At 50.3% G+C, this 20,160-nt stretch carries 25 protein-coding genes; 12 read left to right on the top strand and 13 right to left on the bottom strand.

Annotated features, from left to right (window positions below; translation table 11 throughout):
• The first annotated feature begins 111 nt into the window (after nt 1-111).
• Both DNK57_RS08695 and DNK57_RS08690 read left to right on the top strand, forming a co-directional pair.
• Nucleotides 112-531: an EamA family transporter gene (locus tag DNK57_RS08695; protein WP_192962563.1), complete on the top strand. Its 420-nt coding sequence runs from the start codon at nt 112-114 to the stop codon at nt 529-531.
• A gap of 52 nt (nt 532-583) precedes the next feature.
• The gene (locus tag DNK57_RS08690) at nt 584-1,045 is read left to right on the top strand and encodes an AraC family transcriptional regulator (protein WP_192962562.1); all 462 of its coding nucleotides are present in this window, start codon (nt 584-586) and stop codon (nt 1,043-1,045) included.
• Nucleotides 1,046-1,112: 67 nt separating this feature from the next.
• Here the strand turns inward: DNK57_RS08690 and DNK57_RS08685 are convergent, their stop codons facing one another.
• Nucleotides 1,113-1,571 carry a COG1361 family protein gene (locus DNK57_RS08685; protein WP_320056897.1) on the bottom strand — a complete coding sequence of 153 codons (459 nt, stop codon included), beginning with the start codon at nt 1,569-1,571 and terminating at the stop codon, nt 1,113-1,115.
• Nucleotides 1,572-1,847: 276 nt separating this feature from the next.
• On the opposite strand from DNK57_RS08685, the gene DNK57_RS08680 reads away from it, so the two are divergent.
• The 4 genes from DNK57_RS08680 (at nt 1,848) to DNK57_RS08665 (ending at nt 3,706) form a co-directional block, all read left to right on the top strand.
• Nucleotides 1,848-2,051, top strand: a complete 204-nt coding sequence (locus DNK57_RS08680) for a spore germination protein GerW family protein (protein ID WP_192962560.1) — start codon at nt 1,848-1,850, stop codon at nt 2,049-2,051.
• A 71-nt stretch (nt 2,052-2,122) separates the two neighbouring features.
• Complete coding sequence (locus DNK57_RS08675; protein WP_192962559.1) at nt 2,123-2,566, top strand: hypothetical protein; 444 nt, start codon at nt 2,123-2,125, stop codon at nt 2,564-2,566.
• Between the two features lie 104 nt (nt 2,567-2,670).
• Nucleotides 2,671-2,877, top strand: coding sequence for a hypothetical protein (locus tag DNK57_RS08670; RefSeq protein WP_226891238.1), 207 nt, complete (start codon nt 2,671-2,673; stop codon nt 2,875-2,877).
• Between the two features lie 31 nt (nt 2,878-2,908).
• Nucleotides 2,909-3,706 (top strand): type II CAAX endopeptidase family protein, encoded by a 798-nt coding sequence (locus DNK57_RS08665; RefSeq protein ID WP_192962557.1) that lies wholly within the window; start codon nt 2,909-2,911, stop codon nt 3,704-3,706.
• A gap of 44 nt (nt 3,707-3,750) precedes the next feature.
• Here DNK57_RS08665 and DNK57_RS08660 read toward each other — a convergent pair whose 3' ends face one another.
• The 4 genes from DNK57_RS08660 to DNK57_RS08645 form a co-directional block, all read right to left on the bottom strand.
• On the bottom strand, nt 3,751-4,611 hold the full coding sequence (locus DNK57_RS08660) for a sulfurtransferase (protein WP_192962556.1): 861 nt from the start codon (nt 4,609-4,611) through the stop codon (nt 3,751-3,753).
• Between the two features lie 106 nt (nt 4,612-4,717).
• Entirely contained in the window at nt 4,718-5,122 is a 405-nt protein-coding gene (locus DNK57_RS08655) for a hypothetical protein (RefSeq protein ID WP_192962555.1), read from the bottom strand.
• A gap of 52 nt (nt 5,123-5,174) precedes the next feature.
• On the bottom strand, nt 5,175-6,104 hold the full coding sequence (locus DNK57_RS08650; protein WP_192962554.1) for a magnesium transporter: 930 nt from the start codon (nt 6,102-6,104) through the stop codon (nt 5,175-5,177).
• A gap of 13 nt (nt 6,105-6,117) precedes the next feature.
• Nucleotides 6,118-8,367 (bottom strand): histidine kinase dimerization/phosphoacceptor domain -containing protein, encoded by a 2,250-nt coding sequence (locus DNK57_RS08645; protein ID WP_192962553.1) that lies wholly within the window; start codon nt 8,365-8,367, stop codon nt 6,118-6,120.
• 44 nt (nt 8,368-8,411) lie between these two features.
• Between DNK57_RS08645 and DNK57_RS08640 the strand changes: the two genes are divergently transcribed.
• Nucleotides 8,412-8,885, top strand: a complete 474-nt coding sequence (locus tag DNK57_RS08640; protein WP_192962552.1) for a methylated-DNA--[protein]-cysteine S-methyltransferase — start codon at nt 8,412-8,414, stop codon at nt 8,883-8,885.
• Nucleotides 8,886-8,931: 46 nt separating this feature from the next.
• Here DNK57_RS08640 and DNK57_RS08635 read toward each other — a convergent pair whose 3' ends face one another.
• Nucleotides 8,932-9,204 carry a hypothetical protein gene (locus DNK57_RS08635; protein ID WP_192962551.1) on the bottom strand — a complete coding sequence of 91 codons (273 nt, stop codon included), beginning with the start codon at nt 9,202-9,204 and terminating at the stop codon, nt 8,932-8,934.
• Between the two features lie 258 nt (nt 9,205-9,462).
• Here DNK57_RS08635 and DNK57_RS08630 point away from each other — a divergent pair, with 258 nt between their 5' ends.
• The gene (locus DNK57_RS08630; protein ID WP_192962550.1) at nt 9,463-10,791 is read left to right on the top strand and encodes an ATP-binding protein; all 1,329 of its coding nucleotides are present in this window, start codon (nt 9,463-9,465) and stop codon (nt 10,789-10,791) included.
• 218 nt (nt 10,792-11,009) lie between these two features.
• Nucleotides 11,010-12,032, top strand: coding sequence for an adenylosuccinate synthetase (locus tag DNK57_RS08625; RefSeq protein WP_192962549.1), 1,023 nt, complete (start codon nt 11,010-11,012; stop codon nt 12,030-12,032).
• Between the two features lie 220 nt (nt 12,033-12,252).
• Here the strand turns inward: DNK57_RS08625 and thiD are convergent, their stop codons facing one another.
• From thiD to proS, 4 genes are read right to left on the bottom strand one after another with little or no spacing between them, the layout of a single operon-like run.
• Nucleotides 12,253-13,026: a bifunctional hydroxymethylpyrimidine kinase/phosphomethylpyrimidine kinase gene (gene thiD / locus DNK57_RS08620; RefSeq protein WP_192962548.1), complete on the bottom strand. Its 774-nt coding sequence runs from the start codon at nt 13,024-13,026 to the stop codon at nt 12,253-12,255.
• A gap of 13 nt (nt 13,027-13,039) precedes the next feature.
• Nucleotides 13,040-13,711: a 2-phospho-L-lactate guanylyltransferase gene (cofC, locus tag DNK57_RS08615; protein WP_192962547.1), complete on the bottom strand. Its 672-nt coding sequence runs from the start codon at nt 13,709-13,711 to the stop codon at nt 13,040-13,042.
• Nucleotides 13,708-14,409: a hypothetical protein gene (locus DNK57_RS08610; RefSeq protein ID WP_192962546.1), complete on the bottom strand. Its 702-nt coding sequence runs from the start codon at nt 14,407-14,409 to the stop codon at nt 13,708-13,710. Before DNK57_RS08610 ends, cofC begins: the two co-directional genes overlap by 4 nt.
• Nucleotides 14,410-14,451: 42 nt before the next feature.
• Nucleotides 14,452-15,849: a proline--tRNA ligase gene (proS, locus tag DNK57_RS08605; protein WP_192962545.1), complete on the bottom strand. Its 1,398-nt coding sequence runs from the start codon at nt 15,847-15,849 to the stop codon at nt 14,452-14,454.
• 132 nt (nt 15,850-15,981) lie between these two features.
• On the opposite strand from proS, the gene DNK57_RS08600 reads away from it, so the two are divergent.
• The 3 genes from DNK57_RS08600 to rpiA are packed head-to-tail and all read left to right on the top strand — an operon-like array spanning nt 15,982 to nt 18,151.
• Complete coding sequence (locus tag DNK57_RS08600) at nt 15,982-17,025, top strand: NAD(P)-dependent glycerol-1-phosphate dehydrogenase (protein WP_192962544.1); 1,044 nt, start codon at nt 15,982-15,984, stop codon at nt 17,023-17,025.
• Entirely contained in the window at nt 17,026-17,469 is a 444-nt protein-coding gene (locus tag DNK57_RS08595; RefSeq protein WP_192962543.1) for a UPF0179 family protein, read from the top strand.
• A 13-nt stretch (nt 17,470-17,482) separates the two neighbouring features.
• Nucleotides 17,483-18,151, top strand: coding sequence for a ribose-5-phosphate isomerase RpiA (gene rpiA, locus DNK57_RS08590; RefSeq protein WP_192962542.1), 669 nt, complete (start codon nt 17,483-17,485; stop codon nt 18,149-18,151).
• A 22-nt stretch (nt 18,152-18,173) separates the two neighbouring features.
• Here rpiA and DNK57_RS08585 read toward each other — a convergent pair whose 3' ends face one another.
• From DNK57_RS08585 to DNK57_RS08575, 3 genes are all read right to left on the bottom strand, one after another.
• Nucleotides 18,174-18,380 (bottom strand): hypothetical protein, encoded by a 207-nt coding sequence (locus DNK57_RS08585; RefSeq protein WP_192962541.1) that lies wholly within the window; start codon nt 18,378-18,380, stop codon nt 18,174-18,176.
• A gap of 144 nt (nt 18,381-18,524) precedes the next feature.
• On the bottom strand, nt 18,525-19,334 hold the full coding sequence (locus DNK57_RS08580; protein ID WP_320056896.1) for a metal ABC transporter permease: 810 nt from the start codon (nt 19,332-19,334) through the stop codon (nt 18,525-18,527).
• Nucleotides 19,335-19,376: 42 nt separating this feature from the next.
• The gene (locus DNK57_RS08575) at nt 19,377-20,123 is read right to left on the bottom strand and encodes a metal ABC transporter ATP-binding protein (RefSeq protein ID WP_192962539.1); all 747 of its coding nucleotides are present in this window, start codon (nt 20,121-20,123) and stop codon (nt 19,377-19,379) included.
• Nucleotides 20,124-20,160 lie beyond the last annotated feature (37 nt).

Genomic DNA, 20,160 nt, shown 5'->3' with positions numbered 1-20,160 from the left:
ACAGATTAATTCTGTCTATATTTCTTTTCGTACTTAAATAAGGTTTTAGTGGCCGGTGGGTTGTAGGTTTTTAGTGGTCTGACTTCAATATTATCAGGGTGAGGTGATGTTTTGAACTACCTTCTCTTCGCGCTACTTGCAGCTCTGATGTTTGGTCTTGCTCCAATCTTCAGCAAGATAGGTCTTGAGGGGGTTAACCCCGGTGTTGCCCTCACCATAAGAAGTTCAGTGATAACCATGATCATGCTCATATGGGTCATGTTCAATGGGGGCGCCGAGGCGCTTTCAGAGGCAGGTACAAGGGGATGGTTCTTCCTGGCCCTTGACGGGATATCAGCGGCCCTCCTGGGGCAGCTATTCTACTACTATGCCCTCAAATCAGGGGATGCCTCTGTTGTTGTCCCAGTGGTTGCAGCCTTCCCCATCTTCACTGTGATGGTGGCGGCCCTCCTCCTGGATGAGACCATAAATGCAACCAGGCTCGCCGGCTTGATCATGGTTGTTGCTGGTGTGATCCTTGTTAGAATGTGATTTAGATAAATTTTTATCACCTGAGGTTGATAGAATTAGTGGGGAGGTTTTTATGGAGATAACTGAGAAGATGGTTGAAGGGGTTCGTGTGGCCTACATTGAGTGCAGGGGAAGCTATGAACGTATACCTGAGTACATTTCAGAGGTTGCAGGATGGGTGATTAAGAAGGGCCTCCAGATGACAGGCCGTGTGTACGGTACATACTACAACAACCCCGATGAGGTTGCTGAGGAGGAACTCCTCTATGAGATAGGTGTTTCCATTGCAGGCGAGGCCGAACCTGATGAAAGGGTTAAGATAAAGAATTTACCATCCCACAGGGTAATTGCAGCGTTACATGAGGGACCATACACTGAGGTGGGGTCGGTTATACACGCCCTCATGGAATATGCGATGGAGAATGGCTATGAGATCACGGGGCCGGTGACAGAGGTTTACCTCAACAGCCCAATGGAAGTTGATGAGTCTGAGCTCCTCACAGAGGTTCAGATCCCTGTTAAAAGGTCAGAATGATAATTTAAATCAGATATTGAGGGATCTGAAGATCCCCCTCAAATTTTTAGCACAATCGGTGTTTTGTCTAGGTTTTCAGAGGTATTTCCAGGTTATTTGCGTTTGTGCTGTGTTTTCCGGTCATATCCCTGTAGGTTACAGCGAAGCCCCCTATAAAGTAGGGGTTTGCAAGGGTTGCGTCATCTCCGAATTCCCTCTTGACCTCTTCTGTGGGTATGTAAAGCTGAACCTGGAATTCCACCTCTTCACCGGGTCCTATAACAGAGAAGCTCCTTTCGAAGTCCTGTGAAAGAACCTTAACATTTTTAGCGGGACCCTCACCATCGTTTTTCAGTTTACACTTCAGTGTGATATTTGTGCCGGGTTTTGCAGTTTCAGGTCCTTCTTGAGTTGCGACAATCCTGGCTGAACCTGGTTTATGGGTTCCTGTTTTATGGGTTCCCAGATTTTCCTGGCTGGTGTTACCATCTGCATTGCCATTTCCATTTAGGATGTAGACTCCAGCGACGCCTGCAATAAGAAGCACCGCAATTAAAGAAAACAGTTTTAAATTCATGTTACCGCCTCCAGATCTAATAGAGGATATGAGTCCTTTCATTTAAATGTTTTTGGATGTTTAACGGCAAAGTGCATATACTGAACGATCCCAAATATTAATGTGGTTTAAATGAAAATTGAAGAGCCGATTAAAACAACCGTTGAGGAGCTTCGCAAACTCCTTGATGTGAAGAACCTTGTGGGGTGAGGTCATTGAAAGTGAGGACAAGATACTCATACCCCCTATGAAGATGGGGGGGTTGGATTGGGGGCGGGTATGGGTGAAGGAAGGGCTTCAACCTCAGATACGGGAGCTGGAAGTGGTGCAGCCGCCGGGGCTGGAGTTGAACCCATAGCAATCATAGTTCTCCTTAAGGGTGTTGAGGGACCGGATGGTGTAAGGTTCATAGACCTCAGGTCAGGCAGGGAAGGGTCATACAGGAACTTGGATCCACAGTCACGGATATAATAAGGGAGATCTCAGATAGGGGAGGGGCCGAAGCAGGGAAGAATAACAGGTTCATGATCATCATCCCTTTAGTGATTCTCCTGGTTCTGCTTATCCTTTTCATTTCACCCTACACCATGATCATCACAGGCACTAAGAAGGGTAGGGAGATGGACCTCGAACTTCAGATTATCCTCTGGAGGTTTGGGATATTCAGAAATAAATTTAAAGGCGCTGCTGAAGGGAAGGGGGATAAATTTGAGTTTAAACGTCTAATCGACCTATCTGGCAGGGCTCTAATGGCCAGAGGGATATTGTGGATCTTGCAGAGAGAGCATTATATTCCATTAACCTTCAGAGACTGGACCTCAGTGTTGATGTTGGCTCGGATGACGTTGCAGGGACTGCAGAGGTCAGGTTACCTCTGGGCCATTTCAGCATCGACCGCAGGGTTGAGGGGTGTTGAAATAGTGGCCAGACCTGACTTTTCATGTGAGGATGTGAATGGAGCCCCTGAACTCAGGTTAAGCCACTGAAGCCAGTTCTAACATTTCTCCTGCTCCTCAGGAGGAGAACCTTCAGGGAATTCCTCTCAGGCCTCAGGGGTTTCTCATGACTGATATGATGCTGGTGGGTGTTTATGAGGATAATTGAGGGTACATGTCCCGCCGCAGCTATGGATGCCGGGGGCAGGTTTTTAATACCAGTCTTCAGGGTTAGGTTCCTACTCATAGAAAAGGGTATAAATGCAGTCTCACTGAAACCTATCATGTGTATTGTGATGGAGGGTGAGATGAGGTACATCCTGTCCCTTGAGGATCCGGGTGACTTCATGGAACACCCTTAAGTCGCACTGATGCAAGATTCTGGTGGTTATGATGGAGAATGATCGCACATCAGACTTTTTCATGGTGGCATTTATATTCTCGTGGATACTCTGGATACCTGTAGCTATGATCTCTGCGGGCTTCAGTTTTCCCCAGCCCATCGAGGCTTTTCTTATGAGCCCCTACAACCCTGCAGCCTTCGGGCCAACACTTGCAGCGGTTCTTCTGACCTACAGGTATGGTGGCCGGGATGAACTTGTGGCACTCCTCAGAAGGGGTGTTAAGTACGACTTTCACAGGCTCTGGTGGCCGGTCATCCTCCTCCTCTTCCCATTGATAACTGCACTGGCACTATATCTGGGCGTCCTCTGGGGTGACCCCCAGCCATACCTCTACTGGACCTCCCAGCCTCTCCTGGTCGTAATGGTGTTCCTCTACATATTCTTCCTGGGGGGGCCCCTCCAGGAGGAATTCGGGTGGAGGGGCTATGCCCTGCCACGCCTTCAGAGGAGGTACTCCCCGATTTACGCAGCCCTGATAATAGGGTTCATATGGGGGCTCTGGCACATACCCCTCTTCTTCATTGGGGGCAGCATCCAGTCCCAGGTCCCCTTCTGGAGCTTCATGATCCTTATAATCTCTGCCTCGGTGATATACACCTGGGTCTACAACTCCACAGGAAGTATACTGGCCACCATGATAATCCACACAACAGGGAACCTCTCATACTTCCTCTTCCCTGTACAGGGCAGTATTGCTGGTGGTATATTCCTCATGATTCTGAACGTGGCTGCAGCCACCGCTGTGCTCTTATTTGCAGGATCGGAGCTTAAAACAGAGTTTGGGTAGGGAGGCAATTCCTGAATCTTAAAAATAAATAAACTGAGGGGTCATCAGCGCGGGTCTGGACCTGTGACTGTGGGGTTGTCCTCTATCTGGGTCCACTCGGTGAATGATCCCTCATATATTTTAACATCAGGGTATCCAAGGTACCACTTGAAGAGGAGGAACTCGTTTGTGGCCTCCCTGCCGGTGCCGCAGCTGCAGATTATCTTCCTGTCAGGTGTTGCGCCCACCGCATTTACAGCTTCAAGTATCTCATCCTCTGTCCTCAGCAGGGTCCTGTTTTCAGGGTCCATGAGGCCAGCCCATGGCAGGTTGACTGCGCCAGGTATGTGTCCCGGTTTTATCCAGGGCCCCTGTCCCTCATAGACCTCTGCCGGTCTTGCATCGAGCACCAGAACGTCTTCATCGTCCTTTATCCTTTTGAATTCAGGGTACTCTATGTAGAAGTCCTCCTGTGTCACTGCAGAGAAGCTGGATTCCTCAACCTCTGGGAATACCTTTGTTAATTCTCCACCGGCCCTTTTCCACTCTGCGAGTCCGCCGTTGAGTACAAGGATGTTTTCATGGCCAAACCTTGCAAGGCTGTAGGCCACCATGGTCTGCTCGAGACCATCACCCCAGCCCTTAACCCCGCCGGTACCTGTGTATACCACTGTGGGTTTATTCTCGATCCCTGCCTGCTGGAATATCAGCTCGACTGCCCCCTCGGGGATGTACATCGCTGGTGCCATGCCATGGGGCTCCCTGAAGAGGCCCTCGTTGAGGTACACTGCTCCGGGTATGTGTTCGAGGATGTAGTCGTGGATGTTTGGCTGGCAGTCTATTATGGCAACATCCTCCATGTTCTCCATCAGCCATTCAGGCGTCACCCACCTTACACGACCGTCCCCCTTACCATATGGTTCCATATGATCACTCCTAACATATTCTGTGATAATAATATGTCAGGTGATGGATATACATTTTTTGATGGAAACATGAAAAGGAGATAATTAAAGAGATCAGTTTAAAATATTATAAATCGTTGAACCTGCTATCCCTGAACCTATCTCTGTAGTGTATGAGTGCATCGGGTTTCTTTCCGGTGATCCTTTCGGGCAGGCTCTGGTTCAGGAACCCCTCCACCACATCTTCAAGTATCTCGAGCTTCTCCCTTGCCTCGTCGAGGAGGCCCTTGGTTATCTCTACCCGGTGCTTCAGGCGGTTATTCTCATCCTCCAGTTCCTGGAAGTCCCTGAGCTTCAGGTCAAGCTTCAAAACCTGCAGCCTGTTAACCTCCTCCTGTAGCCCGGATTTTTCGGATCTGAGCTCATCGACCCGTCCCATACAATCGGCGAGCTTCAGTTCAAGTTCCCGGATCTTCCTGTCCCTCTCAGCTAGCTGGTTCTCAAGTTCCTCAATCTTCTCTTCAGGGTCCATGTGTTTATCTCCTTATATTTTCTGGGCTGTGGAAATCATAGGGTGGATGTCTTCAAAGGAGCGATGAGGCAACCATAAGGTATATGAGTGTGGTTGTGAAGTCACTCAGTATGGTTGCCAGTGGTCCTGTTGCAACCGCCGGGTCATACCCCATCCTCCTGAAGATGAGGGGTGAGACCGTGGATATTAGAACCGCCGATATTATGCTGAAGAACATGGATATGAAGACTATCAGTCCAAGGGAAGGGTTCATTCGGGTCGCCCCCGCCATTAGACCGGCGAAGGCAGATGCCAGGGCGCCTATTGCAGCTGCAACCATGAACTCACTCCTTATGTACTGCAGGTGATTCATTGAGGGGTCAACAGCTATCCTCCTTATTATGAGGGCCTCTGACTGGGTCCCCACGGCGTCGCTCATGTAGACCATCACGGGTATGAATGATGCGAGGGCTATGAACCCGGATAGGAGGTCCTCAAATCTTCCTATCATTGAGGCGGTGACGGTACCACCGATGACTCCTATGATGAGCCATGGGATCCTTGACTTCACCATGTTTCCGGGGCTCCTCTTCTCATCAACCACCCGGTGGAAGATCCCACCGAAGTGCAGCATGTCCCTGTCAGCCTCAACCTTCAGTATCCTCATGATTTCATCATGGGTCACCACGCCCCTGAATCTGCCCTCAGCGTCAACAACCGGAATGGCTTTAATTCCATGTGAAAGTGCCATGTAGGGTATATCAAATGGGTCATCTTCCGGGTTGAAGCATATTATCTCGCGACCCATGAAGTCACCGACTCTTCCATGATGTGATAGGATCTCACGGATTGATACTACGCCTTCCAGAATATCATCCTCAAGGATGTAAACATAGTCTATGCTGTCATATTCATCTATCCTGTCCCTTATCATCCGGAGGGTATCATGGCTGGAGATTCCTGGCGATGCAGTAGGCACACTATCTGTTATTCTTAACTCCATATCTATCCCATCATCAGTACCTTTCTGTGTAACCGAGTTCCCTGAACCTTAGAGTTACCGACAGACCACCATCTGTTTCCAGTTCCAGTTCACCATCGAGCTGTTCTGCCAGGGCCCTTATAAGGTACCATCCCATGCTCCCTGATTCCTCAAGGACCTCCGGTGATTTGAGGCCCATCCCATCATCTGATACTGTAAGTTCAAAGTTTCCGTTGAGGGATCTGAGGGTAACGGTTATGTTATCTGCCCCTGAGTGTTTGAGGGAGTTACTCACAAGCTCGTTGACCATGAGACCAATGGGGAGACTGGTCTCAAGGTTGAATTCAAGGTCCTCTATATCTGAGCTTATCCTTACATCAACTCCTCGTGTCTGCCCCTGACCCAGCTTTGATAGGATGTTGTTGATGTAATCCCTGATCCTTATTGTTCTGAGGTTGGTTGAGCGGTATAGGTGCTCATGGACAAGGGCTATGGACCTTATACGCTCACGGCTCTCCCTCAGGACCTCTGCAAGTTCCTCTGAATCCAGCTGGCGCTCCTGTATGCTCAGGAGACTCGATATTATCTGGAGGTTGTTCTTGACCCTGGGGTGTATCTCCCGCAGGAGGAGTTCCTTCTCATGGAGTGATCTGCGTATCTCTGTCTGGTCCTCGATTATGATTATACGTTCATCCCCAACTCGGGCGACCCCTATATCGGCGTATATGACATCTCCATTTGATTTCAGGAGTCTTCTTTCCCCTTCAAGCTCCCCTCCTGCATCATCAGGGTGTATGAGGTCCATCAGGTTCCTTCCATGCAGCTCCCCTTTCCGGTAGCCCAGAACGGATTCAGCCCTCCGGTTACAGTCCCTTATGATCAGATCATCACCAACCGATATTATCGGGCTAGGGGCGAGTTCAAATATCTCCCTGTATCTCATCTCACTCATCTCAAGGGCCCGGGCGGCCCTCTGGAGTTCTGTGACGTCATCCCCGGAGATTATGCTGCCCATGAATTTCCCGTCCTCCTTGAGGAATACAACGTGCCATGAGACTGTTCTCCTATCACCTCTGCATGTTAGTATCTCTCCGGTAAGATGATAGCCCTTCTCGCCGGATCTGATTTTTTCATGGTACAGTTTTTCACGCCACCCGCGATCCTCTGGGGGCACAAATTTCATGAACCAGTTCTTTCCTGTAACTTCACCTTCTTCACAGTCAAGGATTTCAAGGCCCCTCCTGTTTATGAGTTTAACACGGTCCTTCTCATCGAGGACCATTATGAGGGATCCAGCCACGTTAAGGTAGTTCTCGGCCCTTCTCCTTTCATTCTCAACCTCATCGATGAGGGCCATGTTCTCCTTGATTGAGAGGTGCTGTCTCAGGGTAAAGAGGGTGATGATGACTCCAAGGGATGCTAATAGTGCAATGGAGTTTTCAGCGCCGGTCTTAATTATGCTGTATGCCGTTAAAAAGTAGAATAAGATTATGAAGAGATATGGCAGGTATGTGACTGCTGAAATCCTCTTTTCGACGTATAAAGGCTTTGACCAGTCCTCCTTAAAGAATTCATTCACTGCAATGAGGAGGAGGATGTAACTGAATGCCCAGAGGAGGTCCTGGGGGGTTCCTTCAGTGTAAATCCCGGTCAGGCTCTGGTATGTGAAGGATATGTCTGCTGTGAGGAGTATGAGTATGCTTGCAAGGAAGATGTAGAGGGTCCGTGACTTCAGGTGTCCCAGTTTGTTTATGGTGAGGTCCATTAACATGAAGAGTATGAGGAGATCGCCCAGCACATAGAGTGTTGATACGAGGACCTCTGTGAAGTTTCCAGCTCCAAGCACCGTCGGTTTAATGAGGAATACCCAGGCGGCGGATGCCAAGGCCACGAGGATTATCAGGAGGTCTGTGGCGGATCTCAGATCAGAGTATCTTCTGACCGGTATGGTGAATATGCCGGCTGCAAAGAGGGGGTAGTAGAGGAGGTAGAAGATGTCTGCAACTGATGAGAATGGGTTCAATGATAATATGCTCTCAAGTATGAACCAGGTGAAGTCACCGAGGAATGAGAAGAACTGGGCAGCCGATAGGAGGAGGAGCGTTAGGTACAGGTGAGGGTAAACCTTCCTGGAGTATATGCAGGCATATGAGAGTCCCATGAAGGCTGCAAGGTTTGTTATAACGTTTATAAGTGATACAATGTCATTTTTAAAGGGTAAAAACTGGGATATGGCTGAAATGATTATTATGGTGGCTATGAATATTTTAAGCTTCCTATCCATATAACTCCCCATTTAATACTCATGAGGATGAAACATTTAAGTGTATGTATGTTGTTATGCATCAGCTGGCGGATATCGGCGTGGTACTGGGTGATCGGGTAAGGACCATAATTTTTCTTGAAGGGAGAAGGCACCCGGAAGGTTCCAGGAATAATCTTTCTGAGCCCCTGAGACAGTTCCTTGATTCAATTAGAAGGTTCCTGGATGGATATGAAGTCGATTTTGATTTATCACTCCTTGATTTTGGGGTTTGCACAGAGTATCAGCGGCGAGTCCTTGATGTGGTCTCATCCATTCCCAGGGGCTCGACCCTCACCTACTCTGAGCTTGCAGAGAGGGCTGGTGGGAGTCCACGAAGCGCTGCAGGCGCGCTTTCAAGGAATCCCTTCCCGCTTGCGATACCCTGTCACCGGGTCATAGGAAGTGATGGAAGTCCAGGGGGCTACCAGGGAGGTGTTAAACTCAAAATCAGGCTTCTTGAGATGGAAGGAGTTTCCTTTAGAGGGCCACCAGAATAGAAAGATTATCATGTAGAAGAGTGTGCTGGTGTCTCTGGGGTCCTGGTTAGAATAGGAAGATTATCATGTAGAACAGGAACATGAAGGCCGCTATGGTGAGGGACTGTCTTGCCTTTCGTGGTTTTTTACCGTGCCAGACGAGGAAGCCTATTAGACCAGCAAGTGGAGAGAAGAGGAGGATCACTATGAACTCAGGGGCGCTGAGGCCCTCTCTACTTCTAGATGATGCATGTTCCGAGATTCTGACATTTTTCGGTTTTTCTCTGATATCATCGGCCCTTTCAGGGTCCATGCGGGTTTTTAGCTTCCTTCCGGGCATCTGGACCACCCAACACACTTATTTATATTAACGGTCGCTAAAATACCTTCCTGTATTTGGTAGCGGAGTACTTCATGGACCACAGCACTCTTCCAGGGAACCTTGTGGTGGATAACTTCGTAATATGGAAGTTTAACGCAGTTAATTTTTTCTGATGTACCCAGTATCCACCACTCCATGAGCATAAAGAACCAAAACTTAAGTTAACCAACCTATTATATTATCCAAGAGACAGATTCTTATTTGAGGAGTGGTTGAATGGATTACTACCATGATGAAAAGATGCAGGAACTCTTTGAGCTGCTCAAACAGCCAAAGACACTCGATGAGATAGACCTATCACCAAACTTCATAAAAAATCTGCTTCTGAAGATCATAGCAACCTACGGAAGCATACAGGTCAACAGGATCCATGAGATAACCGGGCTCCATGTCGACATACTGGAGGCATGCCTCAAGGACATGGAGAAGGATGAACTCTGCGCCCCAACAGGCGGAGGATTCCTCTTCCCGAGCGTGACATACACAATCAAGAAACAGGGCCAGAAACAGGCCGATAAACTCATGAAGGAGAACCCCTACATCGGCATGGCCCCTGTGAGCTATAACTCCTACTTTGAGATCATGGGAAGACAGCTTGAGGGCAGGTTCCCCATAAAGATTCCCCAGGAGGTTATAGATAAGGCCTTCAAGGATGTGGTTGGCAATGAAAGCGCAAAGAGGACCCTGATAGAGGGGGCGATAGGCGGTAAGGGGCTCTTCATCTACGGACCCCCCGGTACAGGTAAGACCTTCATAACAAGCAGGATGTCGGATCTTCTACCACCCATAGTCATCCCAAGATACGTTGAGTTCAGTGAACAGGTCATACAGTTCTATGACCCTGACTTCCACAGGATGTGCCCTGAACAGCCAGAGGACCCACGATGGGTTAAGATATACGCACCATTCGTATTCACAGGTTCCGAACTCACAAGCGATAAACTTGAGAGCAGATACGACCCCAACAAGGGCGTCTACGAAACATCACCCATCATAAAGGCCAACGGGGGAGTGCTCCTCATCGACGACCTCGGGAGACAGAAGGAGGACCATAACGCCCTCCTGAACCGTCTGATAGTCCCCCTTGAGAACAAGAAGGACATGATCTATGTGAAGGGGTCACCCATAGTCGTCCACACCCACTTCATACCTGCCTTCTCAACCAACCTTGAAATAACCATAATGGATGAGGCCCACCTGAGGAGGGCACCCCTCCACGTGCAGCTGGAAAAACCGACTGTTGAGGAAATCGTCGAGGTCTTCAGGCGCAACCTCGAATCAATGGGGGAGGAATACGACCCTGAGGTGCTTGAGAGGTTTGCAAATGTCTACAGGCCCATAGGTGAGGGGGGAGAGGGTATGCAGCCAACCTTCGCCCATGCAAGGGACCTCGCCCAGATAGCTCAGGCAGTGAGAATAAGGAAGGGTGAGGACAGGATAACCGTCCAGACCATGGAGGAGGCACTGCAGCAGCACGTACTGATAGCACTCCAGAGGAAACTAACCCCAATGCTCTTTGAGCGTATAATAAGGAAGAAGACATGACCTCCCAAATCACAGAACCCCTACATGAACTCTCCATTCCATGCTAAAGACTCATGGATAGTGTATGGATTAAAACTTAGAATGGTTGGAAGAGTCTTAGGTGGTTGTTTAGGTGAATCATGGAGGGCATGAATTAAAACTTAGAACATCAAGTTGGGAAAAACTTTTATTGGATACCCCTTAATATATGAGAGGCAGAAATTTTAGGGAGAATCACCATGACATGCACCGTTTTAGTTGGAGGAGGATGGGGTGACGAAGGTAAAGGCAAATGTATCACATATCTCTGTTACAATGACAAACCATCAATAATCGCAAGGGCCGGTGTGGGGCCAAATGCGGGCCACTCCGTTGAGTTCAGGGGAGACAAGTACGGGCTCAGGTTAACCCCATCAGGCTTCTTCCATGAGGATGCAAGGCTCCTCATAGGGGCCGGGGTCCTGGTCGACCCCGAGGTCTTCCTCCATGAGATGGAGTACCTCTCAAAGTACAATGTGTCTGACAGGACAGGGGTTGACTACAGGTGCGCCATAATAGAGGGGAAGCACAAGGAGCAGGACCAGTCATCCAGTTACCTCTCAAAGAAGATAGGGAGCACAGGCACCGGGTGCGGTCCAGCCAACGCCGACCGCGTGATGAGGACCGCGAAACTCGCCCGGGAAGTTGAGGAGCTTGGGGACTTCCTCACTGATGTCCCCCTCGAGGTCAATGAGGCCCTCGATGAGGGCGAGGACGTATTTGTTGAGGGATCACAGGGCTTCGGCCTCTCCCTCTACTACGGGACCTACCCCTACGTTACAAGCAAGGACACAACTGCAAGCACCGCGGCTGCAGATGTCGGTATCGGACCCACAAGGGTTGATGAGGTCATAGCAGTATTCAAATCCTACATTACAAGGGTGGGTGAGGGTCCATTCCCAACAGAGATCAGCCAGGAGGAGGCCGAGGAGATGGGCCTTGAGGAGTATGGTACCGTCACAGGTAGAAAGAGAAGGATAGGTCTCTTTGACATGGAGATGGCCCGCGAATCCTGCATGATCAACGGCGCCACACAGATAGCTGTAACCTGTGTTGACAGGCTTTACCCTGAATGTGAACGTGTCAGGGAGTACTCAGACCTTTCAGCAGAGGTTAAGCGCTTCATTGAGGATATAGAATCCGCTACTGGTGTCCCGGTTACCATAATATCCACGGGTCCATCACTTGAGGATACCATAGACCTCCGGGATGAACTCCTCTAACATGCCTTAATTTTTTATATTCCATTAATCCACTCCTGTGGGTTTGGTAGAGAGTAAGGATCAGCCAGGATTAACTATCAGCTACTGAAAGGTATAATTAGATTCTTTTTCCTGTTATACCCTCAGCATTTAACTTTCAAGTAGTTAAATGAGTGGCATCTCTGTTGTAATGAGATAGAGTTGCTTAACTCTTAGTATTTAAAGGAGTAGAGTGGAGATTTTATCTCGCGGCTAAATTATTCTGAAGGTTACACATCCAGAACTGATTGAGGGTGCCATGGTGTCCGTGCCTTATGGCTTCCCTCACAAAGCCGTCGGCCATCCTGAGGGCATCCACCAGTTCAAGTCCCCTCTCAAGGTATGCTGCCGTTGCAGCTGAGAATGAGCATCCACTTCCATGGGTGTTCCGGCTATCAAGGAGCTCCCCTTCAAGTACCTCCACATCACCATCAATCTGTATCACACTCCTCCCACCCAGGTGGCCCCCGGTGATTATGACGTCACAGAGTTCACCTATGACCCTGGCAGCCCTTATGGCATCATCGAGGGTCCCTATGGAGACACCTGAGAGTCTCTCTGCCTCAGCAACATTTGGCGTCACGATGAGGGCCTCAGGGAGGAGCTGCCTCTTCAGGGCCCTCACAAAGTCCCCCTCTGAGAGTTCACCCCCTGATGCAGCCACCATTACAGGGTCAACAATAACCTGTAGGCCGTATTCACGCACCTTACCTGCAACGGCCTCGACTATCTCTGCACTGTAGAGCATTCCTGTCTTTGCATGCACAACATGGAGGTCCTCCATCACAAGGTCAAGCTGTTCCTCCACAAATTCGGGGGCTACTGGCATTATACCCGAGACCCTCCCCACGTTCTGGGCTGTCAGGGCGGTTATGACGCCTGCACCGTAGACTCCCAGGGCAGAGAAGGTCTTTATATCTGCAAGCATACCCGCCCCCCCTGAAGGGTCGAAGCCTGCGATTGAGAGTGCCATCATGGTTTCACCTCCTTCAGGGCGACCTTGAAACCTCCAGCCTGTCAGAGCCCCTGGAGGGTTTAACAGTGAAGCTGAGCCTCCTGAGGTACTCCCTGGTGTGGGTCCCCTCACCGTGTAGTATTATCTCACCCAGGTCCTCCGCGGTGTTGACGTCAAGGGAGAGGTAGAAGGAGTCATAGACTGAGATACTGAGTCCCTTATCCCTCGCCTCACGTATGTGCTCAAAGAAGCTGCAGTCACCGAACCTCAGGTTCATGGCAGAGGGCCTCAATATCAGTGTGTTCGTCCCGCCACCCTTCGCAGGTGCTATAACAACATCTGCGCGGGACGCTTGATCCAGGAGGTTGCCGACATCTGCTTTACCTATCAGGGGTATATCTGAGGGTGTTATGATCACCCTGTCAAATTCCGGGAAGCAGAACTCCATGGCCTGTTCAAGGGCCCCGTTGAGGTCCCTCTCACCCTCCTCCTCAAGTATCTTAAGTCCAAGGCTGTAGGCGTACTCCAGGACATCCTCATCTGCACTTATAACCAGGACCCTGTCCACGTGTCTGGCCAGGGCCCCTGAAACATCCATGAGCATGGCCTTCAGGAGTCCCTCCCTCTCTGATGGTGAAAGGGTTGGGGAGAGCCGTGTCTTTGCATGTGTGAACCTTGAGACTGGTATTATGGCGCAGGTCTTCATGGTATCGCTCCAAACCGGTTTCTGAGGCCCTCAAGCATGGAGAAAAGCTTGAAGGGACTCTGGGTCCTGTTGAGAAGTGGACTGTTGATGTTCACCTCACCTAGCTGTTCCTCTGTAAGGCCGTATTCTGATGCAAGTTCTGATTTCACAGTTGTTATGTTGTCCCTGAGCTGGTAGAACCTCATATCCCTTGCCTTCACCGTGGCGTAGACCTCTCCACGGTATATGTTGAGTTTATCCCCCCTTGAAAGGACCCAGATCATTAGCTGTGTCCTGAAGGCGTCCTGGGGGTCTTCAGGGTTTGATGATGACAGCACATCCTCCATGAGTGATGGTACCGTTCCTGCCGGTTCAAGGCTGGCGCCTTTCATGGTCCTCCTCTCGGGTTCAAGGGAGTATGCGAAGACCTCTGAGGATGACTCTGGGGCTACCTCAGTGCTGCTTGCGGTTACAAGGTCCCCTGATGCTTCAGATAGGAGGATGGTACCTGTTTTAACCCTCACAGGTCTCTGACCCATGTTCCTTACCTCAACGGTGTGGGGCACATCACCGGCGATGCTCGTCTGCGTTATCTTCACGCCACCCTCATGGTAGGCACTTTCAAGGTCTGGGCCGCCAATGGTAATGTACCCGATAATTCCGCTGAGGAGTGCGAACATGAATATTGTTCCGATGACCAGGATTATTCTTCCCTTCATTCAATCTCCCATCTCTTCTGATATGCAGTGAAGGATGATTCCCTAATAGGTTCTTGCCAGGTAAGCCCTGTAGGGGGCCTCCCTGCCACAGTTTATGCAGGTACCGCTTCCTCCCTCCTGTATTCCCAGGATGTCCACGCGGACCTTCTCCTCAATCTCCATGCCGCATTCCTCATCACCGCACCACATGAAGGATATGATACCCCTCTTTTCATCCATTATCCCTGAGGCCTCCTCCAGGGTCTCAGCCTCCCGGATCTCTGACTCCATCCTCTCCCAGGCCCTCCTTCTGAGGTTCTCCAGGATGTCATCCATAAGTTCCCTGAGGGTTTCCTCAATGCCTTCAAGGTCTGCAGTCATCTTCTCACCGGTATCCCTGCGTGATATCACTGCAGAGGAATTTTCAAGGTCCCTTGGCCCTATCTCAACCCTTAGGGGCACTCCGCGCATTTCCCACTCATAGTACTTTCGACCGGCCCTTATGTCACGGTCATCCAGGTGCGCCCTGAACCCTGCCTCCTGGAGCCTTGATACTAGTTCCCTGCAGGCATCCATAACCTCCTCGGCTGCCTTCTTGAATATTATGGGCACCACGACCACCTGGTGTGCCGCGACCTCAGGGGGGAGGCATAGGCCTGATTCGTCACCGTGGATGGCTATCACTGAGGCTATGACCCTGTCTGATAGTCCATAGCAGGTCTGGTGGACGTATTCATGGTCACCCTCAGGGGTTTCAAATTTTATATCGAAGGTCCTTGCGAAGGTCTGGCCCAGGTTGTGGACGGTCCCTATCTGGAGGGTCTTACCATCAGGCATGAGGGTGTCGAAGGCCACAGTGTAGTCTGATCCAGGGAACTTGTCCCAGGGCGGCCTCTTTGTTATCAGGTATGGGATCCCGAGGGAGTCAAAGAATTCCCTGTAGATCTCCTTGGCCCTCTCAACCTGTTCCTCTGCTTCAGAGGCGGTTGCATGTATTGTATGGGCCTCCTTGAAGGTTGTTATCTCACGGACCCTTATGAGGGGCCTCGTATGTTTGGTTTCATACCTGAAGGTGTTGACTATCTGGTAGAACCTCATGGGGAGGTCCGTGTGTGACCTGACCCAGAGGGCGAACATGGGGTACATTACGGTTTCACTCGTGGGCCTGAGGGCCAGTTTCCTCTGTAGTTTACTGAGGCCGCCGTGGGTCACCCAGTAGACCTCATCCTCGAATCCCTTTACGTGTATGGCCTCCTTGGCCAGTTCGTCCTCGGGTACGAGAAGCGGGAAGAGCACCTCTTCATGGTCCCTGTCAAGTATCCTCCTGAGGATTTTCAGGGTGTTCTTCCTTATCATGAATCCGTGGGGCATCCAGACATGCATGCCCTTAACGGGGTACCTCTGATCAATAATCTCGGCTTCCTCTAAAATGTTATGGAACCATTCACTGAACTCTGTCATTTTTTCACCATGATAACAGTTAGGGTCTTTCTTGATAGGCTTCTGCAAAAGTATATTTTTCCCTGGAGATAAACACTAATCAAAAATTATTTTATTACTCCTACTTAAAATATACTCCATCAGAGGGTTAACATGGATCCAAGGAAAATTCAGCTACCAAGGGAGATATACACCGGTCCGGGTGTTATCGGGGAGACAGGGAGGATATGCAGGGACCTTAGGTTTGCGGGCAGGGCCATGGTTGTGACCGGACCAAGGACCCTCAAAATTGGAGGGGAGGCCGCCATTGAGAGCCTCCAGGCCGAGGGATTTGAGGTTGACCAGGTGACCGTCAGGGATGCAACCATGGCATCTGTGAGGGATGTGCAGGACGGCCTTGATGGTGTCTCCGTTGTCCTTGGGGTTGGCGGAGGAAAGGTCATCGATGTTGCCAAGATGGCCGCCACCCTTGAGGGCCTCCACTTCATAAGTGTCCCGACTGCAGCATCCCATGATGGCATAGCATCTCCAAGGGCATCCATAAGGAATGGTGAGGGCACAGCGTCCCTTGAGGCGTCATCACCCATAGGTGTAATAGCTGATACCGAGATAATAAGCAGGGCACCATTCAGGCTCCTTGCATCTGGCTGCGCCGATATAATATCAAATTACACTGCCATAATGGACTGGAAACTAGCCCACAGACTCCTGAATGAGAGGTACAGTGAATCTGCAGCCGCCCTTTCCCTTATGACAGCCAAGATGATAATAAAGTCTGCTGATGCAATAAAGGAGGGTCTTGAGGAGAGCGCAAGGCTGGCGGTTAAATCCCTCATAAGCAGCGGCATAGCAATAAGCATAGCAGGTAGCAGTCGACCTGCAAGTGGCTCTGAGCACAAGTTCAGCCACGCCCTTGACATGATAGCACCTGAACCTGCCCTACACGGTGAACAGTGCGGTGTGGGGACCATAATGATGATGCACCTCCACGGTGGGGACTGGCAGTTCATAAGGGACGCCCTTGCCCGTATAAACGCCCCCACAAATGCAGCTGAACTTGGTATGGATCCTGACTACATAATTGAGGCCCTCACGATGGCCCACACCATCCGGAGGGAACGCTACACCATCCTTGGAGACCGGGGTTTAACCCGTGAAGCCGCCGAAAGGCTTGCAAAGATAACGGAAGTGATATGATTGATAACTCTTATCGGTGAAAAACTTGCCAGGAAGGGGTCAAGGTTCCTCTTCTGTGGACCGGCTGAGGAGTGCAGGGATTGCAGGTTCCAGCCGACATGCATAGCACCCCTTGAGGAGGGGCGAGTCTACAGGATAAATGATGTCAAGGACAGGTACCAGAGGTGCCCCATACACCTCGGTGAGAGGGTACGCGTGGTTGATGTTGATAAGGCAGATTTAGAGGCCCTTATAGATTCTAAGAGGGCATTTGAGGGCTCAGTGATCTCCTTTGAGTTTCCTGAATGCAGCGTCGAGTGCAACATGAGGGACCTCTGCTTTCCTGAGGGTGTCAGGGAGGGTGACAGGTGCAGGATTGTAAAAAATCTTGGAAAACCTGGAAAAGAGTGCCCTGCCGGGAATGAACTGAGAAGGGTCCTTTTAAGACCCCTGGATAAAAAATGAGATGGAGGTATCTATGAATCTCAAGAAGATGGCTGCTTTGAGGGCGGTTGATGAAATAGGTGATGGGGATGTTGTAGGACTTGGCACAGGTTCAACGACCCATTACTTCATAGAGGAGTTAGGAAGACGTGTCAGGGAGGAGGGACTGGAGGTTATGGGTGTACCCACATCCTACCAGTCAATGTTCCTTGCAGTGGAGTCAGGGATAGCCATCACCAGTCTTGCTGAGCATGACGTTGATGTGGCCGTTGATGGTGCAGATGAGGTTGACCCTGAACTTAACCTTGTAAAGGGTGGTGGGGCCGCCCACACCCTTGAGAAGATAGTTGACTCCTCAGCCGAAAGGTTCATAGTTATTGTGGATGAATCAAAACTTGTTGAGAGGCTGGGTGCCTTCCCACTACCTGTTGAGGTCATACCTGCAGCATGCAGGCCTGTTAAGCTCAGAATTGAGTCAATGGGGGCATCTGTGACTATAAGGTCCTCTGAGGGTAAGGATGGCCCGGTTGTTACTGATAATGGTAACTTTGTCCTTGACGCGTCCTTTGGTGTTATTGATGACCCCGCTGCCATGGAGTCCCTGCTGAACAACATACCCGGTGTTGTTGAGAACGGTATATTCGCTGGAATTGCAGATATGGTCATTGCAGGTACCTCTGATGGTGTCAGGATTCTCAGGTGATTCTGAGGCCCACATGGTTTGATCAGAGGGTTACTGTCACGATATGGGCAAGTGGTATTATTACGGTTGTGGTGGTTTTACCACCCCTTAATTTTAGTTCAAGGCTGAGGTAGTCTGTCTCCACCCTTTTAACCTCACCATAGTAGGTTTTACCTGTTATCAGGGTTATGCTGAGGTAGTCACCGATTGCTGATTTCAGTGTATCCCTGAGGTCAGATCCGCACTTCATGTTCTAGTGTTCTGCAACATCTTTAATGTATTTTTGGCTGGCACCATTTCTGGGGGATAATCATCTGTAGCTTTCTGTCTGCTGATATAATCGGCACGTAGGGGCCTATAAAAAACAGCGATGGTCAATCAGGCGAAAAGGGAATCAGGAACTTCTCTTGAGGAACTGAACAGCGCCAAAGAGGAGTGTGAGGACCAGCACTATAACTGCACCTGATGAGACGTTGAATACATAGGAGACCCAGAGGCCTGTGAGGGCCGTTATTATCCCTATGGCCGATGCCTTCATCATTATATCGGCCATATCTGTACTGAAATCCTTTGCAACTGCTGCGGGGACTGTGAGCAGGGCCATCACAAGTATTATGCCGGCGGCCTTTATGAGGACCACAACGCTTATGGCAACAAGTACGAGGAGATACAGGTAGAAGGCGTCAACAGGGACACCGACAACCTCCGCGTACTCCTCATCAAAGCAGATGGCAACGAACTCCCTGTTGAAGAGGAGGGCACTTGATATTATGATCAGGTCAAGCACCAGCATGGTCCAGAGGTCACCGGTGCTTACCATGAGTATGTTACCGAAGAGGTAGCTGAAGAGGTCGGGTGCATAGCCGGGGCTGAGGTTTATGAAGAGTATACCCAGGGCCATCCCGGCGGACCAGAGCACCCCTATGGCGGTGTCCTCACTTATACTGGTCCTGCGTGTCACTGCACCCATGGTGAGGGCTGCAGCCACTGTGAAGGGTATGGCTGATGTGACAGGGTTCACGCCGAGCAGGTAGCCGAGGCCCACCCCACCGAAGGCTGCATGGGATATTCCGCCACTTATTGACACTATCCTCTTTGTTACAACGTAGCTTCCAACTGTACCGCAGGCTATGCTTACCAGTACTGCCGCGACGGCCGCGTTCCTCATGAACTGGTACTGCAGCAATTCAAGCAAGCCAATCACTCCCCCGGGTCATTATCATGCTTCCGGATTCTTTTATCTGGATCATTCATCCCCATGTTCCTCAAGGACTCTGTGGGGTATCCCGTGTGCAATTAGATCCACAGGGCATCCATAGGCCTCATCAATGCATTTGATGGCCTCTTCAATGGTTCCATGGACGAATAGCCTGTGGTTGAGGCAGGCAACACTGTCCACATGCCGTGCCACGGTCCCTATGTCATGGGATACTATGACTATGGTCATTTCACCCCTCAGTTCATCGATTATCCTGTAGAATGAACCCCTGAAGGCAGGGTCGACGCTTGCTGTTGGTTCATCGAGTAGAAGGAGGTCTGGTTCTCTTACAAGGGCCCGTGCAAGGAGTACCCTCTGGAGTTCGCCGCCTGAGAGTTCACCTATCTTCCGGTCCATGTATTCAAGCATCCCGACCATCTCAAGGGCCCTGAGGGCCTTTTCCCTGTCATCATCTGTGGGCGCCTCGAACTTCCTGTAGGCTCCAATCAGGACTGTCTGGAGGACGTCAATGGGGAAGTCGGTTTTAAAGTGGCTCCTCTGGGGGAGGTATCCGAGCCTTGGCCTTGCATCCTCTGGCCTCATTCCAAGGACCCTGACGGTTCCTCTGACCGGTTTAATCTGCCCTGTTATCAGTTTAAGGAGGGTTGTTTTACCGCCACCGTTGGGTCCGATAACTGCAAGGAGCTCACCCACGGGTACCCTTAAGTTTATGTCTCTGAGTATCTCCCTACCATTTATGCTGTAGCTGACATCCTCCATTTCAATGGCGAACATCTTTCATCTCCTCCCTTGGGGTGCTTCCCTTTCAGGG

The organism is Methanothermobacter thermautotrophicus (assembly GCF_014889545.1).
Classification (GTDB): domain Archaea; phylum Methanobacteriota; class Methanobacteria; order Methanobacteriales; family Methanothermobacteraceae; genus Methanothermobacter; species Methanothermobacter thermautotrophicus_A.
This window is presented reverse-complemented; position numbering and strand designations above follow the sequence as displayed.